General features: G+C 66.2%; 18 protein-coding genes. 1 reads left to right on the top strand and 17 read right to left on the bottom strand.

What is annotated here, in order from left to right; genetic code table 11:
- Positions 1–65: 65 nt before the first annotated feature.
- The 6 genes from AC5P57_RS16165 to AC5P57_RS16140 all read right to left on the bottom strand — a co-directional run bounded on the left by AC5P57_RS16165 (position 66) and on the right by AC5P57_RS16140 (position 4579).
- The gene (locus AC5P57_RS16165) at positions 66–440 is read right to left on the bottom strand and encodes a hypothetical protein (protein ID WP_143567557.1); all 375 of its coding nucleotides are present in this window, start codon (positions 438–440) and stop codon (positions 66–68) included.
- A gap of 64 nt (positions 441–504) precedes the next feature.
- Positions 505–765 carry a hypothetical protein gene (locus AC5P57_RS16160; RefSeq protein WP_099551032.1) on the bottom strand — a complete coding sequence of 87 codons (261 nt, stop codon included), beginning with the start codon at positions 763–765 and terminating at the stop codon, positions 505–507.
- A complete protein-coding gene (locus AC5P57_RS16155) occupies positions 762–2114 on the bottom strand; it encodes a hypothetical protein (protein ID WP_099551031.1) in 1353 nt (450 codons plus the stop codon). The genes AC5P57_RS16160 and AC5P57_RS16155 overlap by 4 nt, the downstream gene beginning before the upstream one ends.
- 21 nt (positions 2115–2135) lie before the next feature.
- A complete protein-coding gene (locus tag AC5P57_RS16150) occupies positions 2136–3275 on the bottom strand; it encodes an SPFH domain-containing protein (RefSeq protein WP_099551030.1) in 1140 nt (379 codons plus the stop codon).
- 101 nt (positions 3276–3376) lie between these two features.
- Entirely contained in the window at positions 3377–4261 is an 885-nt protein-coding gene (locus AC5P57_RS16145; protein ID WP_262235083.1) for an NAD(P)-dependent oxidoreductase, read from the bottom strand.
- A 57-nt stretch (positions 4262–4318) separates the two neighbouring features.
- On the bottom strand, positions 4319–4579 hold the full coding sequence (locus AC5P57_RS16140) for a CD225/dispanin family protein (RefSeq protein WP_142806021.1): 261 nt from the start codon (positions 4577–4579) through the stop codon (positions 4319–4321).
- Between the two features lie 470 nt (positions 4580–5049).
- On the opposite strand from AC5P57_RS16140, the gene AC5P57_RS16135 reads away from it, so the two are divergent.
- Positions 5050–6555, top strand: coding sequence for a helix-turn-helix domain-containing protein (locus AC5P57_RS16135; protein WP_099551027.1), 1506 nt, complete (start codon positions 5050–5052; stop codon positions 6553–6555).
- A 55-nt stretch (positions 6556–6610) separates the two neighbouring features.
- Here the strand turns inward: AC5P57_RS16135 and AC5P57_RS16130 are convergent, their stop codons facing one another.
- The 11 genes from AC5P57_RS16130 to AC5P57_RS16080 all read right to left on the bottom strand — a co-directional run bounded on the left by AC5P57_RS16130 (position 6611) and on the right by AC5P57_RS16080 (position 13558).
- The gene (locus AC5P57_RS16130; RefSeq protein ID WP_142806019.1) at positions 6611–6847 is read right to left on the bottom strand and encodes a hypothetical protein; all 237 of its coding nucleotides are present in this window, start codon (positions 6845–6847) and stop codon (positions 6611–6613) included.
- Between the two features lie 212 nt (positions 6848–7059).
- Positions 7060–8139: a hypothetical protein gene (locus tag AC5P57_RS16125; protein ID WP_099551025.1), complete on the bottom strand. Its 1080-nt coding sequence runs from the start codon at positions 8137–8139 to the stop codon at positions 7060–7062.
- Between the two features lie 20 nt (positions 8140–8159).
- On the bottom strand, positions 8160–8507 hold the full coding sequence (locus tag AC5P57_RS16120) for a hypothetical protein (protein ID WP_099551024.1): 348 nt from the start codon (positions 8505–8507) through the stop codon (positions 8160–8162).
- Positions 8508–8554: 47 nt separating this feature from the next.
- Positions 8555–9139: a RebB family R body protein gene (locus tag AC5P57_RS16115; protein ID WP_142806017.1), complete on the bottom strand. Its 585-nt coding sequence runs from the start codon at positions 9137–9139 to the stop codon at positions 8555–8557.
- A complete protein-coding gene (locus tag AC5P57_RS16110; protein WP_053511975.1) occupies positions 9136–9372 on the bottom strand; it encodes a RebB family R body protein in 237 nt (78 codons plus the stop codon). The genes AC5P57_RS16115 and AC5P57_RS16110 overlap by 4 nt, the downstream gene beginning before the upstream one ends.
- A 70-nt stretch (positions 9373–9442) precedes the next feature.
- The gene (locus AC5P57_RS16105) at positions 9443–9715 is read right to left on the bottom strand and encodes a RebB family R body protein (protein ID WP_005416651.1); all 273 of its coding nucleotides are present in this window, start codon (positions 9713–9715) and stop codon (positions 9443–9445) included.
- A gap of 60 nt (positions 9716–9775) precedes the next feature.
- A complete protein-coding gene (locus AC5P57_RS16100; protein ID WP_006446865.1) occupies positions 9776–10042 on the bottom strand; it encodes a RebB family R body protein in 267 nt (88 codons plus the stop codon).
- Between the two features lie 26 nt (positions 10043–10068).
- Positions 10069–10338, bottom strand: coding sequence for a RebB family R body protein (locus AC5P57_RS16095; protein WP_005416649.1), 270 nt, complete (start codon positions 10336–10338; stop codon positions 10069–10071).
- Between the two features lie 43 nt (positions 10339–10381).
- Positions 10382–10672 carry a RebB family R body protein gene (locus tag AC5P57_RS16090; RefSeq protein ID WP_005416648.1) on the bottom strand — a complete coding sequence of 97 codons (291 nt, stop codon included), beginning with the start codon at positions 10670–10672 and terminating at the stop codon, positions 10382–10384.
- 220 nt (positions 10673–10892) lie between these two features.
- The gene (locus tag AC5P57_RS16085; RefSeq protein WP_142806016.1) at positions 10893–11957 is read right to left on the bottom strand and encodes an NUDIX domain-containing protein; all 1065 of its coding nucleotides are present in this window, start codon (positions 11955–11957) and stop codon (positions 10893–10895) included.
- Between the two features lie 77 nt (positions 11958–12034).
- Positions 12035–13558, bottom strand: a complete 1524-nt coding sequence (locus AC5P57_RS16080; protein ID WP_142806015.1) for a hypothetical protein — start codon at positions 13556–13558, stop codon at positions 12035–12037.
- Between the last annotated feature and the right edge of the window lie 119 nt (positions 13559–13677).

Raw genomic sequence — 13677 nt, 5'->3', positions numbered from 1 at the left:
ATCTGCGGGCGAGCCCACGGGTTCCGCGCCGGTCTTGACCGGTGGTGGGCCGAGGCCCACACCGGCTACAGCATTTCGAACGCCGCCAGTTTGCAGGTGGCCGAATAGCGGAACACGATCGAGGAATTTCCCGGTGCGCTGGCGCCCTGGCCATCCTGGAAGGTCGCCTGCACCAGGCTGCCATTCAATTTCGCTGCCAGAACCGCTGCGTACATGGCCTTTCCACCATCCGTAGAGGTATCAATCCAGATCATGGAGTGATCGCAGGAGCAGCCGGTCAGCGGCACTGTCATGCCGAAACCAGCGACGCCCTGCGACGGGATCAGGCCCGCGACTTTTCCGATGACGTTGCACACCTTCTGGGCATGGGCGGGGCCCGTCGCGGCGCCTGCCGCCATGGCGACCAGAAGCCCCGCGACCACTCTTGGAATGCGCTGCATGAACCTGCTTCCTTGTTGGGTTGTGCAACAGCGTAGCGCAGCGTGGAACCGCTGGCCGAAGTTTTCAATCCCCGTCCGGCTTCACCCTCACCACTCGCTTCCGGTACTCGTAGACGTTGTCACCACGGATGCGCTTCTCCTCGGTGCCGGTGACCCTGCCCACCTGCTGGTCCGAGCCGGTGATGGGCTTCGCCTCGATCTCGGTTTCATGCTCGAAGGAGTGGGATTTGTCGGTGTTGCGGTAATAGCGGTACAGCGCCCAGTACAGCGCGGTTGCGCCGGCCGGACCTGCCGCCAACAGCCAGAGGCCACTGTCGTCGCTCATGTCGATGCCACCAGGAAGGCAATTGCGAGGGCTTCAATGACGGTGCCGGTGGCCAGTGCCGCCAGCAGCATCTTCCATTGCTGCACGGGTACGCTGCCCATGGTCTCGCCGGTGCGGCCATTCACTGCGATGTAGTGCAGCATGCCGCCGTTCTTTCCAGGCTGGTGGTAGGAGTACAGCCACACCGGCAGGTACATCGATACCCAGCGGGTACCATGCACCTCCAGCTGTTCCTGTTCCCAGCGCACGCCACGGTTGTATCGCTTCACCGAACCTTCCACCTGCGAACGGGCGATCGACAGCAGCTGGTCTTCCAGTCGCGGCCGCAGTTTCTCCACGTCCAGGTTACGCTTCTCCGAAGTGAAGCCGGCCAGGTACGAGGCGTTCCACTTCACCGCGTTCTTGGTGTCGAACGGCAGGATGGTGTTGATGATGTTGTTGGTGTTGGCGCGGGTATCGAGATTCCCGCGCTCGGCCGAGGATTCCAGTGGCAGGTCATCGACGGTGAAATCCACCTGGCGCTCGACCTGGTAGACATCGGCGTCGTACAGGGTGCGCTTGTTCTTCTCGCTGCCCACCGTGTATTCGCGCGTCTTGATCTCGCCCTTGCCGGCCACGGCCGCGCTGACATTGCTGTCGACGATCATGTAGGGCAGGAACACGCCCACCACGTTCTCCGGGGTGAACTGGTCCTTGAATGCCTTCAGCGCGAACATTCGGCGCTTGTCGACGAACTGGCGGATGCGCGCGACCGCGTCGTCCTTCCGGATATGGAAGGGCAGCACCGCATCAGGCACCGCGCCATTGCTGATCTGTTCGTTGACGCCGAAGACGTGGCGGCACCAGTGGCAGCGGGCTGTCATCGTGCTTTCGGTATTGACCGTGACTTCGGCGCCGCAGCCGGTGCACTTGAACGTCATCAATGCCGAGGTGTCGGCGTCGATGTCGCGTGCGCCGGAGGCGACGACGGTGCCGCGCAGCTGGTCGATGGCCTCACCCAGCCCGAATTCCTCCTCGACCCGCGCACCATGCCATTCGTGACGGCAGTACAGGCAGACCAGGATATCGGTGCCGGCCTTGGGCCGGATGTCGGTGGCGCCGCACTTCGGGCAGCGGTTGAGGCCATCCTTCAGCTCGCTGGCCGAGGTGTCGATGGCGACCGGATCAGGCGCTTCCACTTCATCGCGGATCGCCTGCGGCAGCTTCGAGGTGTCCAATGGGAAGCTGCCGGGCAGGGGAGGGACGTCCTGCGGCGAACCCGGCCCATCCAACGACGCCGCCGGCAAGGGCGGCGGCGTCGCGGGCAGGGATCCGGGCAGCGGCGGTGGGCCGTTTCGGGGATCGGACATGTTGTGTATGCGTCCTGCCGGTTACAGGCCCAGTGCCTTGGCCTTGAGTGCGTCGTAGTCACTCTGCGTGATCAGGCCCAGGTCCAGCATTTCCTTGGCCTTCTTCAGCTTGGCGACCGGGTCGTCCGCAGCCGGGGCCACCGGCTGCTGCATGCCGCCGACACCGAACATGCCAGATGCCATGCCGACACCGACCAGGCCTGCCGCGCCGCCATTCTCGCCTGCCGACTGGATGCCCTGGGCAACACTGGCCTGCAGGTTGGAGTTGCCACGCGCACCGGACAGCGCATCGGCGCGCTGCACGGTCTTCAGCAGTTCGCGGGTGTTGGCGTCGTATTCGATGGAGACGATGGCGGTCTTGACGATGGCCAGGCCGCGGTCCGACTTCCACTGGTAGCCCTGCTCGACCGCGGCCGACAGGCTCTGCGCGAAGCCCAGCGAGTCCTGCTGCAGCTTGGTGATGCGGTTGCCCTTGCCTGGATCGTTGGTGTACAGGCTGAAGGCCGGTGCCAGCGAGCCGACCACTTCATTGAACAGCTGGCTGGCGGCGGCATTGTCCAGATCGGTGAAGTCGAACACCTGGCCGGGCCGCAGGTAGCTGGCCGGTACGAAGTTCTTCACGAACAGGATCGGGTCGACGATCTTCAGCGTGTACGAGCCACGGGTGACCGCGCCGACCTGGGTGTTGAGGAAGCCGTCGTCCCAGTAGATTTCCGACTGGGTGCCGAAGCGGTTGTCCGGCAGTTCCTTCAGCGAGACAAAGTAGGCGGCCTGCTGCGAGCCCGGCTGGCCGCCGAACTTGAAACGCTCCCAGCTCTGCTTGATGAAGGTGCTGACCAGGCCGTCGCCGGCAAAGATCGACTGCGAGTTCAGATCGTCCGAGCGCCACTCATAGCCACCCGGTTCGGCGACGAACGCAGTGATCGCGCCGTCCTGGAACAGCAGGAGGCCGTAACCTTCGGGCACGATGATCTTCGAGCCGTTGGTGATGATGTTGGACGAGCCGCTGGTGTTGGAGCCGCGGCCGGCATTGGTGCCCTGCGGCACCGCCGCGAACAGGGCCGCCGTGGACGGCAGGCCCGCCGGCACGGTGTAGAAGTCCTTCCACTGGTCGGCCAGAACACCGCCAACCGCACCCTTCACCGCCTGTACCAGACCCATGTCCAACTCCCTGTGATTCGAGGGCAGGCACCGTGCCTGCCGAGCTGGACTGAATATAGCAGCGGTGGGGGGCGGCAGTAGTGCCGGAACATGAATCCGGATCAGCGCCGGCCAGGGCCGGTTGGCCCGGCCCGTACAGCCTGCAGCACGGCAGCCATGTCCAGCGCCCCCGACCCGGACGCAAGTGCCTGTGCGAACAGCGCATCGCTGGCGTCGATCAAGGGCGCATGCATGCCCACCTCATGGGCGGCAGCAGCCACCAGCCCACTGTTCTTGCGCACGTCGGTGATCGACGCCTGCACGGTGAAGTCACCACGGACCATCTTGTCCAGCTTGATGCGGGAAACTTCGCTGGCCATCGGTCCTGCGTTGAGCACCTGCGCGAAGCGGTCCAGCTCGATGTCGTGGGCTTCGGCGAAGTGCACCGCTTCGGCCAGGCCGGTGACCAGAGTGATCAGGTACAGGTTCACCGCCAGTTTCATGCGCAGCGCGGACGGCACTGCACCACAGCACACCGTTTGCCTGCCCATCGGCGCAACCAGTGGGGCGGCCGCCGCGAGGTCGGCATCCGCACCGGCCAGCAGGATCACCAGCTGCGCCGCTTCGGCCTGCACCCGTGAGCCGGATACCGGCGCTTCCACGTAGCGGCCGCCCGCGGCACGGATCTGCTCGTCCAGCGCCTGCGAGTACGCTGCCGAGCTGGTGCCCATGTTGATCAGCAGGCGGCCCTCGACCCGCTCGCCGAACGCCGCACCATGCCGATCGAGCACGCTGTCGATGGCATCGTCATTGGCCAGCATCAGGATAAGGGTGTCGCAGGCCGCGAATACCTCGTCCACTGTCCCGCAGACGTCGATGCCGGCGGTGCGCGCGGCAGCATGGTTGCGGTCGGAGCGCGACCAGCCACGCACGATGTGACCGGCATGCGCCAGATGCGCCGCCATCGGCGTTCCCATCACGCCCAGGCCGATGAATCCAACGGGCATGGCCGACTCCAGATCTGGACAGGGCGCCCATCATGACGCAGATGGGCGCCCTGTGGCTCAGGTGCCCGCACGCAGGATCAATGCGTAGCCCACCAGCAGCAGGACGCACAGCGGCAGTGTGACGAAGGAGGCGATCATCCAGCGCAGCGCCTTGCGCGATGCCACCGTGGCCGGGCCGATCTGGCCGGCGGCGAGCAACGAGGAGGTGCGGTTGGCGTAGACCGTGGCGACGATGCCGAAGGGCCAGAAGCCACCGAAGATGCTCAGGATCGCCCACATCAGATGGTTCTTCGGGGCCGCCGGGGTGGTGTGTTCCATGTATTGAATCTCCTTGATCGGGGGAGCGGATTATGTGGTCCGTTCCCGGTGCAGGACAGGGGCGGAATACTGCGCGCTGAGCAGACATCGCTGGGCCGCGCCAGAGCCTGTGAAAAAGGGTGCTTCCTGCCGGTGCGGCAACCTGTGAGGCGTGAAGGCGCCTGGATGCCATGGATATTCACGTGATTATCATCATGTTTCTCTTGAAACTCCGATTCGATAATCGGAAACGCCGGCGCTGTGAAGACGCCGTCGGGCTCCTGATCCGTCCGACGTCCGCATCGTCGACCCACCGACGGCGACCCCCTGGGTGCATGGGGGCGGACAGCGTGCGCGTTGATCTGTGCGTGCAGCGGCTGGCGCGAAGCGCGGCGTAGGCATCGCAGCATCACGCAATGAAGCCAGACGCTACGCATTGCGCGATCGCCTGGTGCAGAAGCACCGGGGCGCCATTCGCAAGGGGAGTTTCAATGCACAGGCAAGTCAGTGAGATGTTGCAGCGCGCCTATCAACCCTACCGGTCCTTGCCCGACCTGCTGGGTGCGTTCGTCAAGGAGTTCTCGCAGCACCATGCATTGCGCGGAGGTCGCGTCCATCTGCGCGGCCCTGGCGCCAACGCGTCGGAAGCAGGCCACGACGCGGGCGGTACGCGGGCGCGCGGCGGCAGCCAGCGCTTGCCGATCCGCTATGGCGGCGAAGTACTGGGTGAGCTGCAACTGGAAGGGGACGCCGGTGATCTGGACAGCAGTGCGCTGGCGCTGGGCGAGGTGTTCGCACACCGTTGCGCGCACCTGATCAAACGCTACGAGGCGCAGGCCTGGGCGGAGCAGACGCTCAGCCGGTCGTTGCTGCTGGTGGGTGCCTGCGACGCGCTGAAGCGGATGGAGGAGTTCGTCGAGCGCGCCGCCGCCAGCCGGCTGCCGGTGCTGCTGCGTGGCGAGTTCGGCACCGAGAAGATGGAGCTGGCCGCTGCCCTGCACAGTTGCGGCCCGCGCCGGCGCGGACCCTTCGTCGAGGTCAACTGCGCCCATCCGCAGGAAGGACCCGCCGACTGGTTCGACCGGGCCCGTGGCGGAACCGTGTACTTCCATGAGGTGGACGAACTTCCGGTGCCGCTGCAGGCGCAACTCTCGCATTGCATTCGCGGCCTGCAGCCAGCCTCGACCGACGCCGGTTCTGCGCGCGCGATCCGGGTCATCGCCTCGACCAGTGCCGACCTGGAGCAGCGCGTGCGGGAACGCCAGTTCTCGCGCGCACTGCTGGCCGGGCTGGAGTTCCTGACCGTGGACATTCCCCCGCTGCGCGAGCGCAGCGAGGACGTCGATGCGCTGGTGGCGCGTTCGCTGCAGCTGCATGGGTTCAACCCGCAGGTCATCAGTGAAGACGTGCTGGAAGCGCTGCGCGGCCATGACTGGCCGGGCAATCTTCTGGAGATGGAGCGTGTGGTGGTCCGTCTTGCGGTGATGACGGGTGGCCGCAACATCCGCCGCGAGGACGTGCTGCGCCATGCACCAGGGTTGAAGCTGGCCTGCACCGGTCCTGCCGGCAGCGAGATGCCTCTGCGGCGTGCGGACGATCCGCTGGCGGGCGTGCCGGCGCCTGTGCCGGAACCGGCTGCGACGGACCCCGCGGCTGCTTCACGCGAGGGCCTGCACGAGGGCCTCAAACGTGCGCTGGCTTACCTGAAGGATCACGCCGCCGAACCGGTGACGCTGGGTGACCTGGCTCGCCAGGCGCATGTCAGCCAGTCACACCTGGGCTTCCTGTTCCGCAGCGAACTGGGCACCACCTTCAAGCTGCTGCTGCAGCAGCTGCGCATCGAACACGCCAAGCAACTGCTGCGCGGTGGCCAGCGCCTGCGCATCACCGATGTCGCGCTGCAGGTCGGCTTCGGCGACCTGAGTCATTTCGAGAAGAGTTTCCGGCGCGTGGTCGGGGTCAGCCCGCGCAGCTATCGCCGCACGACGGAGCAATGAAAAACCCCGGCGCAGGCGCGGGCCTGGCCGGGGCTGGTCATCGCCGCAGCGGGCGCTACCTGGCGCTCGCTTCGGTCGCGCGGCGCACCGCTTCTTCGGCGGCCTCGTCGGCAAGTCGCGCCGCGTGGCTGGCAGCCTCGACTGCCTGCTGCGACACCGCCATTGCCGCGCGGATGCCTTCCTCGCTGGCGGCCATTGCCGCATCGGCCAGCTCCTGCGCGATCTGCATGGGGGTCTTGCCGCCGGGATGGTCCGGTGTGGGGAACGGAGAGGGCGGGATCGGGAAGGTCATCGCTGGAACTCCTTCTGGGGCTGGGGATGGGGGACCGCCGTTGCGGTCCCCCAGGATATGGCGCAATGCCGCCTGGGCATCGGCCAGGATCTGTTGGGCCTGCTGCCGTGCGGCCACGCGCCCGGCAGCGACTGCCACGCCGGCAGCCGATCCCAGTGCTGCCGTCGTCGCCTGCGGACCTTGATCAGGCCCGGCGGCGGAGGATTCCCAGCTCATACCGCATCCGCCTGGTAGCCGATCTCGGCCTCATCCTCGGCGAAACGACGGATGCGGCGGTAGTCGAGAAGGCTGATGACGTTGTCTTCCACCTGGATGACCGCCTGTTCCTTCGAGCCGTCGATGGCAAACTGGACGCTGGCACCATCCTGGCCAAGCCGGCCGTGCGAGACCGGGTGACTGTCGAGGAACTCCTGCGCGCTGCGCAGCTGCCGGCGCGCGGCCTCGCGCAGGCGCTCGCCGTCCAGGGGTACGCCGCTGCCATCGCTCATGAACTGGGCGACCTGCTGGGCGGCCAGCGAGATGCGGGCGTAGCCGATCTGGCGGTTCGCCGCCAATGTCTCGACCATCGCCGCGCGCACCTGGTCCGGCGACGGCAGGTGCGGGAGCTGGGGGCCGTCGAGGTAACCGAACAGCATCGGCAACAGGGTCTGCAGGGCATGGGTTGCACGTTCAAGGCGCAACTCGCTGCTGGAGCCGGTGGGATGCGAGCGCTGGTAGAAACGGAAGTAGTCGGCGAACTCGATCGGCCTGCGTGCATGCAGCAACGCGAAGCGGGCTGCCTCGGCCTGCATCTCGGAGGCGTGTCCCTGGCCGCCCTGCTCGCTGGCCAGCTGGCACAGCGCCAGCGACTCGCGGAAGTCCAGCTGCTGCAGCAACGGTGCATCGCCGGCGCCGACTGCGACGAGGAAGGCACGATACGCGCCCAGTGCCTGGTTGCTGAGCAGGCTGTGGCGGGCCAGCACGCCCTGCACCTCATGGCTCAGCAGGTTGCTGGGCTGGCCCGCTTCGAGCTGGCGCAGTGCGTCCAGCTCGTCATTGTTCAGGCTGAGCAGCTTGACCGGGCTGACCTGCACGCCGGCGTTCGGCAGCCAGGTCATGCGCGAACCATGCAGGCCCTGCTGCACACCGTCGAGCATCATGCCTTCGTCGCTGAACCCGTAGCGGTGCTCGTGCGAATCGATGGCCCACTGCAGCCAGTACTGGCCGCCGTCGATGAAGGGCAGCACGCGTCGGGTGCGTGAACCAAGCTGGCCGGGATGGGGGATGGAACGACCGTCAATGAAAACGCTCATGCGTGGCTCTCCTGGCGGCCTCACGTGGCCGGAAAATCCTTGAGGACGGTCGCAGCCGCACTGCCGACGCGGGTGAAGTCGTCGGTGGCGCCCTGCATCATGGTCTGCGCCTGGGTGAGCACCCTCGCATACTTCTCGTCCCCCGTCGCCAGGTACTGGGCCATGGCCACACCGGCGGCGGTGGTGGCGATGGTGGAGACGTTGCGCAGCGCGTCGGCGGCATCCTGCACGGCGATCGCCGCGGACTGCGCGACCGACTGGTAGGCCTTGCCGGCACCGCTGGTCTTCACCACGGTTGTGGCCATGGTGGCCGTCTGCACCTGGTTGATCACATCGATGACCTGGGCGTTGACGTTGCTCGGGTCCATACGGGCTCCTTGATGGGCGGGTGCGGCGGTCGGCGGCCGCTACGGGGTCACGGCGCCGGGTCGGTACCGTCGGTGGCCGGGGTGGAGGGGGAGTCGGGCGTGGGGTCCTGGGCGGGACCCGCTGCCGGTTCCGGACCAGGCGTGGAGTCGGGCGCAGGACCGGGCGCTTGCGCCGCGCCGTTGCCTGCAAGCTGTTCGAGCGTATGCAGGCTGGCGGTGGCGGCCGCAGCGTCGGCAGTGGCACCGTGGGTCTGTGCCTGCAGGACGCTGATGGCGGTCTTTCCTTCTGCGGTGGCCGCGGCGATCACGGCCGCTGGCGGAGGTGGGGGCGGCACCGGACCGGGTAGCGGGATCACGTTCGGCGGCGGTGGGGTGGGCGGTGGCGGAGCCGGTGGTGGCACCGGCCACGGCGCGTTGATCATCTTCGCGCAGGCAGCGGTGACCGCGGCCGAGCTGACCATGCCGGCGCCCTGCTGGCGCGCGACCGCGTTGTGCATGGCCGTGCCCAGCGTCTCCAGCATCACCATGTCGAGCATGCCGAAGGCCTGCGCCGGCGCCTGGCCTACCAACAGGGTGGAGGCGGCGGCGACGCTGTCGACGATCTGGCTGTTGACGGTGTTATCACTGCTCATGACGGAACGGCTCCCTTCTGGATGATCAGGGCCAGGACCTGGGCCAGGCTTGCGCCGGCGGTCACTTGGCCGCGTTGCTGGTTGGCGACGGCGTTCTGCATGGCCAGGCCGAGACTGTCGGCCATCGCGAGGTAGGTGGCCGACATCGCGAACGAGGGTGCCAGCGCGATCGCCAGCCCGGAGCCGGCGCTGGCAGCGTCCAGCAGATAACCGGTGGCAGGCGATGCGGGCATCGATCAGGGGCCCGGCGTGACGCCACATGGGGCGGGGGCGCGGTAGTGGATGTCACGCCGGGCCGACACGTCAGCGCAGGCCCAGGATTTCGCGGGTGGCTACGCCATTGGAGGCGGTGTCGATCGCATACAGGGTGGATACCCCCTGGGTGGTCGACGCCTGCATGGTCACGTAGGACTGCTGCTGGTTGTTGGTGGCGTTGTGCGCGGCATTGGACAGCGCCTGGCTGGTGGCCACGAACAGGTTGCCCATTGCGATCGCCGGCGCATCACCGAGGACCTTGGTGTTGACCTGCGAGACCGAGTCGGTGATCTGACTGTTGACGGCGGTGGGAAAAGCCATGGTGAATGCTCCTTGGATGGACAGCACTACAGGAATGGAGATTGCCGGCGGCTAGCGGACTCAGCCGAGAATCTTCCGGGTTGCGGCGCCGGTGGCGCCGGTATCGACGGCGTAGAGCAGGGCGACGCCCATCGTGGTCGCGGCCTGCGCCGTGACATACATCTGCTGCTGGGCGAGCGTCGCGTTGTGGGCGGCATTGGCCAACGCCTGCGCGGTGGCCTGGTACAGCGTGCCCATTGCCGTGGCCGGCGCCACGCCCAGCACCTGCAGGTTGGCCTGGCTGACTGAATCGGTGATCTGGTCGTTGACGGCCGTGGGAAATGCCATGGCTCAGCTCCTTGCCTGCCGGCGCATCACGCGCCGAGGATCTGCTTGGTGGCCACGCCAGTGGTGGCCGTATCGATGGAGTACAGCGTGGCCACGCCCATGGTCGTGGCTGCCTGCGCGGTTACATAGGACTGCTGCTGGGCGTTGGTGGCGTTGTGGGCGGCATTGGCCAGCGCCTGCGCGGTGGCCTGGTACAGGTTGCCCATCGCCACGGCGGGGGCGTCGCCCAGCACTTTGGTATTGGCCTGGGTGACCGAATCGGTGATCTGGTCGTTGACAGCGGTCGGGAATGCCATGTGATGCTCCTTGAGGTTGGCGGGTCAGCTACGGAACGACGGATCAGGAACCCAGGCCGCGGACGCGGGTGCTGAGGATTTCCTTGCTGGCCACCGCGGTGGTGGCGGTATCGATCGAGTACAGCGTGGCCACGCCCATGGTGGTGGCCGACTGCGCGGTCACGTAGGACTGCTGCTGGGCGTTGGTAGCGTTGTGGGCGGCGTTGGCCAGCGCCTGGGCAGTGGCCTGGTACAGATTGCCGACCGCCACAGCCGGCGCATCGCCCAGTACCTTGGTATTGGCCTGGGTGACTGAATCGGTGATCTGGTCGTTTACCGCGGTTGGAAATGCCATGTCCTGCTCCTGCGAAAAGGTGGAAGTGCGTGGTATCCAGTGTCACGGTGCGTGGTGCGTAACTGCCTGTGCTTCACCGTGGATGCAGAGTAGAAACAAGCGCTGCTGGCGGATTGGTGGAATCGACGGAGAATGCGGGGGAAATGGTGTGAAGATGGCTGCGGTGATGCGGGTGGTGCCGTCGCCGCATCATCGATTTCTCCGCATCCGCGTCGGCCGCCTATTGCTGTTCGATGTAGCAGGCCATTCGCAGGTACCAATCGATGGACTGTGAATCGGCGAAGCCTCGAAGCTCGGCCACCCAGTCCGCGATCGCATCCGCGCCCACTGGCGGCGGGAACGGAACCGGCAGGCAATTGTCTGGAATGCGGGTGGCCTGATACGCGCCCAGGTAGCCGGTCAGCTCGTTCTGCGCCACGATACGCACCGCGTCCAGCTCCCAATCGACTACTGACCCGGCAACCGGCCGATCGAGCCAGGCCTGGCGGGCCATCAGGTTGGCGTTGATGTCCGCTGCCAGCGCCGCGATGTCCTGGTCATCCGGCACGTCGAAACACACCAGATGGAACCGGGCGCCTTGAGGCGCGGTCTGGAAGGCCGTGTTGTACGCCATCACGAAGGGCGCGCCGAGCACGACACCGGTTTCTTCCTGGAACTCGCGCCTGGCGGCGTCTTCGGCGGGTTCTGCGTTGCCCATGCGCCCACCCGGCAATACCCATTGCCCGGCCTGGTTGACCAGTGTCGCTGGCCGGCTCCCGGCCCAGTTGCGGATGCGATCCAGCGCCGTGTTCACCTGCACCCCCAGGTCGGCGATCGGCCATGCGGCCATGCCCGCAATCACCAGGTCGGCCCAGGGCGGCGTTGGAACGCCCGGACGTGCCGGCGGCCAGCGACTGGCTCCCATGCGCGCAGCACGGTTCACAGCGGCAAGCACGACGGGCACGGCGGCCTGTAACTGGTCGATGGCCTGGCCAGCGTTGCTGACGTCCGCGAGCGCCTGATCGATCGCGGCGCGGGTGGCTGCGCCGTTGAGCGGCATCGGTCCCGGCCATGCAGATTTCGCGGCCAGAGCGGCATGGCTGAGCGTGGCGTTGATGGCGGCCACAGCGACCGCATCGGCATCAGCTGGCGGGTCGGCGGCCACATTGGCCACCGCAACCAACGCTGCGGCCGCTTCGGCGACCAGGACCGGTGCGGCATATCCACTCCACCATGCATTGGTGATCTGCTTGCGTGCGATGAGGTACTGGTCGCCTGAGCGAAGGGTTGCATAGACCTGCGGCATGTCGTTTCTCCTGTTGGGATCGGCGGGCTGCGAGCCGAGGCGAACGCCAGGCCGGCAGCGTGGATCACGCTGGCGGCTCAGTGATTGCGATGCTCGACCAGGTACGTGAACTCATTGCGCGTGTTGACGCGCGGCGGAATGGGGGCCAGCAGGGTGTCGTAGCGAGCTTCCCATGGAGGTGTGTTGCGGCGATCGAGGAACGGTCGTTCGGTCTCGTCGGGCAGATCGGGTGGCCCCGGTATGTCCGGATCCAGCTGCTTCAAGCGCGCGGCCAGGCTGCCGGCAACGGCGATGATCTTTTCGCAGAGCACCGCCCTGCGTTCGGGTTCTGCGAAGTCTTCCAGGTCGGTCCATTCGATGGTTGAACCCATTTCCGTGATGCGCTTCATTCCTTTCCACTCCAGCAGCGTCTCCTGCCACACTTCCGGCGTGGCCAGCACGCTCGGCAGCTCGGTGACGGCCCAGGAATAGGTCTGCAGATTCTGGGTACGCATCACATCCAGAAGCGATGCCTTCAGCCAGATGCCGGTCAGGTCCTTCAGCGCGCTGTGGTAGGCGGCCCAGTCGCCGTGGATCACCTCCGGCTCGTCGGCGTCGATCGCGCGGGTGGAGCCGGCATCCCATGCCAGCTGTTGCAGCTCGAGCTGTGGCGTCTCCCCCAGCTCGGCAAGGGCGCCGGTCAACAGCTTGCCGACCACCAGGTAGAGCAGGGCCGAGCGGGAGATCGCATCGGGAGAGAACAGGTCTTCGTCAGTTGGGTGCTTTCCGAGCAGGGGCTGGTACCGGCACCACGCCTGCAGCAGCACATGCCGCCAGTACCACGCGGTGAGCTTCTGGCCGCTCTTCTCGTCCTTCAGCTCCTTCTGCACCCGGACAGCGTGCGAGTAAGTCACGTCGTGGGTCTTGTCCATCATGTACAGGAAGTAGCCGCTGAGCGTCATCGGCAGATTCATCTGCGAGGCGTAGCCTTCGGACCAGAACTTGCTGCAGCGGGCCAGGACGATGCCCGGCGTATAGCTCTCCCAGTCCGGCTCGCGTAGCTTGTGACGGAGCAGGGCGGCGGGAATATTGATGCCATCGTCCACATTGCCGACGTTCAGCCCTTCGCTAACCTTTTCCCAGCTCGAGTAGCCGACGGGTTGCAGTTCGACGGGCTGCAGCTTCAGCTGGCGTGTATTGATGTGGGTGTTGAGAAGTTCGACCAGCTTTGGGCCAAACTGAAGCGCCCAGTCACCCAGCGTAATGGCATTGATTCCCTGCGTGCGGGCGCTCTGTATCGACGTCTGCAGCATTGCCACCAGCTGGCCCTTGAAGGCATAGGCGCCCTGGATGGTCTCGAACGGCAGCGGTGGCGTGACGAGTTCGAAGACGTTGCCGGAATCGGATTCAAGCTTCCATGGCAGGGTGCCGGTGATGTTGAAGACCCCCGCGACAATATGGGTGAACGCGAAGATCACGCTGTCATGGGTGCAGAACTCGATCTCGATGCCATAGGTGTTGTCCGTCAGCGCTTCACCGCCCTTGCCGATGTCGATGCCCTGGACCTCCGGGGGCTTGCTGACGATCCAGCCAAGCCGTTTGTCTATCGTGATGATTGCCATGCGAAGCCCCTGCATGAGTGCGCGACCGGGAATGGCCGGCTCAGGGGCATGCTAGAAACGGGGAGACTGCGGGAATCGGCGAAATCGACGCGCAATGCGGTGCCATTGCGTGGATCGGC

Source organism: Stenotrophomonas sp. YJH_SMC_79 (genome assembly GCF_059367995.1).
Note: the sequence above shows the minus strand (reverse complement) of the source record. Positions and strands in the feature narration are given on the sequence as shown.

Excerpts from the sequence above, each read along its gene's own strand:
- AC5P57_RS16165 (WP_143567557.1), bottom strand. The coding sequence starts at position 440 with ATGCAGCGCATTCCAAGAGTGGTCGCGGGGCTTCTGGTCGCCATGGCG.
- AC5P57_RS16160 (WP_099551032.1), bottom strand. The coding sequence starts at position 765 with ATGAGCGACGACAGTGGCCTCTGGCTGTTGGCGGCAGGTCCGGCCGGC.
- AC5P57_RS16155 (WP_099551031.1), bottom strand. The coding sequence starts at position 2,114 with ATGTCCGATCCCCGAAACGGCCCACCGCCGCTGCCCGGATCCCTGCCC.
- AC5P57_RS16150 (WP_099551030.1), bottom strand. The coding sequence starts at position 3,275 with ATGGGTCTGGTACAGGCGGTGAAGGGTGCGGTTGGCGGTGTTCTGGCC.
- AC5P57_RS16145 (WP_262235083.1), bottom strand. The coding sequence starts at position 4,261 with ATGCCCGTTGGATTCATCGGCCTGGGCGTGATGGGAACGCCGATGGCG.
- AC5P57_RS16140 (WP_142806021.1), bottom strand. The coding sequence starts at position 4,579 with ATGGAACACACCACCCCGGCGGCCCCGAAGAACCATCTGATGTGGGCG.
- AC5P57_RS16135 (WP_099551027.1), top strand. The coding sequence starts at position 5,050 with ATGCACAGGCAAGTCAGTGAGATGTTGCAGCGCGCCTATCAACCCTAC.
- AC5P57_RS16130 (WP_142806019.1), bottom strand. The coding sequence starts at position 6,847 with ATGACCTTCCCGATCCCGCCCTCTCCGTTCCCCACACCGGACCATCCC.
- AC5P57_RS16125 (WP_099551025.1), bottom strand. The coding sequence starts at position 8,139 with ATGAGCGTTTTCATTGACGGTCGTTCCATCCCCCATCCCGGCCAGCTT.
- AC5P57_RS16120 (WP_099551024.1), bottom strand. The coding sequence starts at position 8,507 with ATGGACCCGAGCAACGTCAACGCCCAGGTCATCGATGTGATCAACCAG.
- AC5P57_RS16115 (WP_142806017.1), bottom strand. The coding sequence starts at position 9,139 with ATGAGCAGTGATAACACCGTCAACAGCCAGATCGTCGACAGCGTCGCC.
- AC5P57_RS16110 (WP_053511975.1), bottom strand. The coding sequence starts at position 9,372 with ATGCCCGCATCGCCTGCCACCGGTTATCTGCTGGACGCTGCCAGCGCC.
- AC5P57_RS16105 (WP_005416651.1), bottom strand. The coding sequence starts at position 9,715 with ATGGCTTTTCCCACCGCCGTCAACAGTCAGATCACCGACTCGGTCTCG.
- AC5P57_RS16100 (WP_006446865.1), bottom strand. The coding sequence starts at position 10,042 with ATGGCATTTCCCACGGCCGTCAACGACCAGATCACCGATTCAGTCAGC.
- AC5P57_RS16095 (WP_005416649.1), bottom strand. The coding sequence starts at position 10,338 with ATGGCATTCCCGACCGCTGTCAACGACCAGATCACCGATTCGGTCACC.
- AC5P57_RS16090 (WP_005416648.1), bottom strand. The coding sequence starts at position 10,672 with ATGGCATTTCCAACCGCGGTAAACGACCAGATCACCGATTCAGTCACC.
- AC5P57_RS16085 (WP_142806016.1), bottom strand. The coding sequence starts at position 11,957 with ATGCCGCAGGTCTATGCAACCCTTCGCTCAGGCGACCAGTACCTCATC.
- AC5P57_RS16080 (WP_142806015.1), bottom strand. The coding sequence starts at position 13,558 with ATGGCAATCATCACGATAGACAAACGGCTTGGCTGGATCGTCAGCAAG.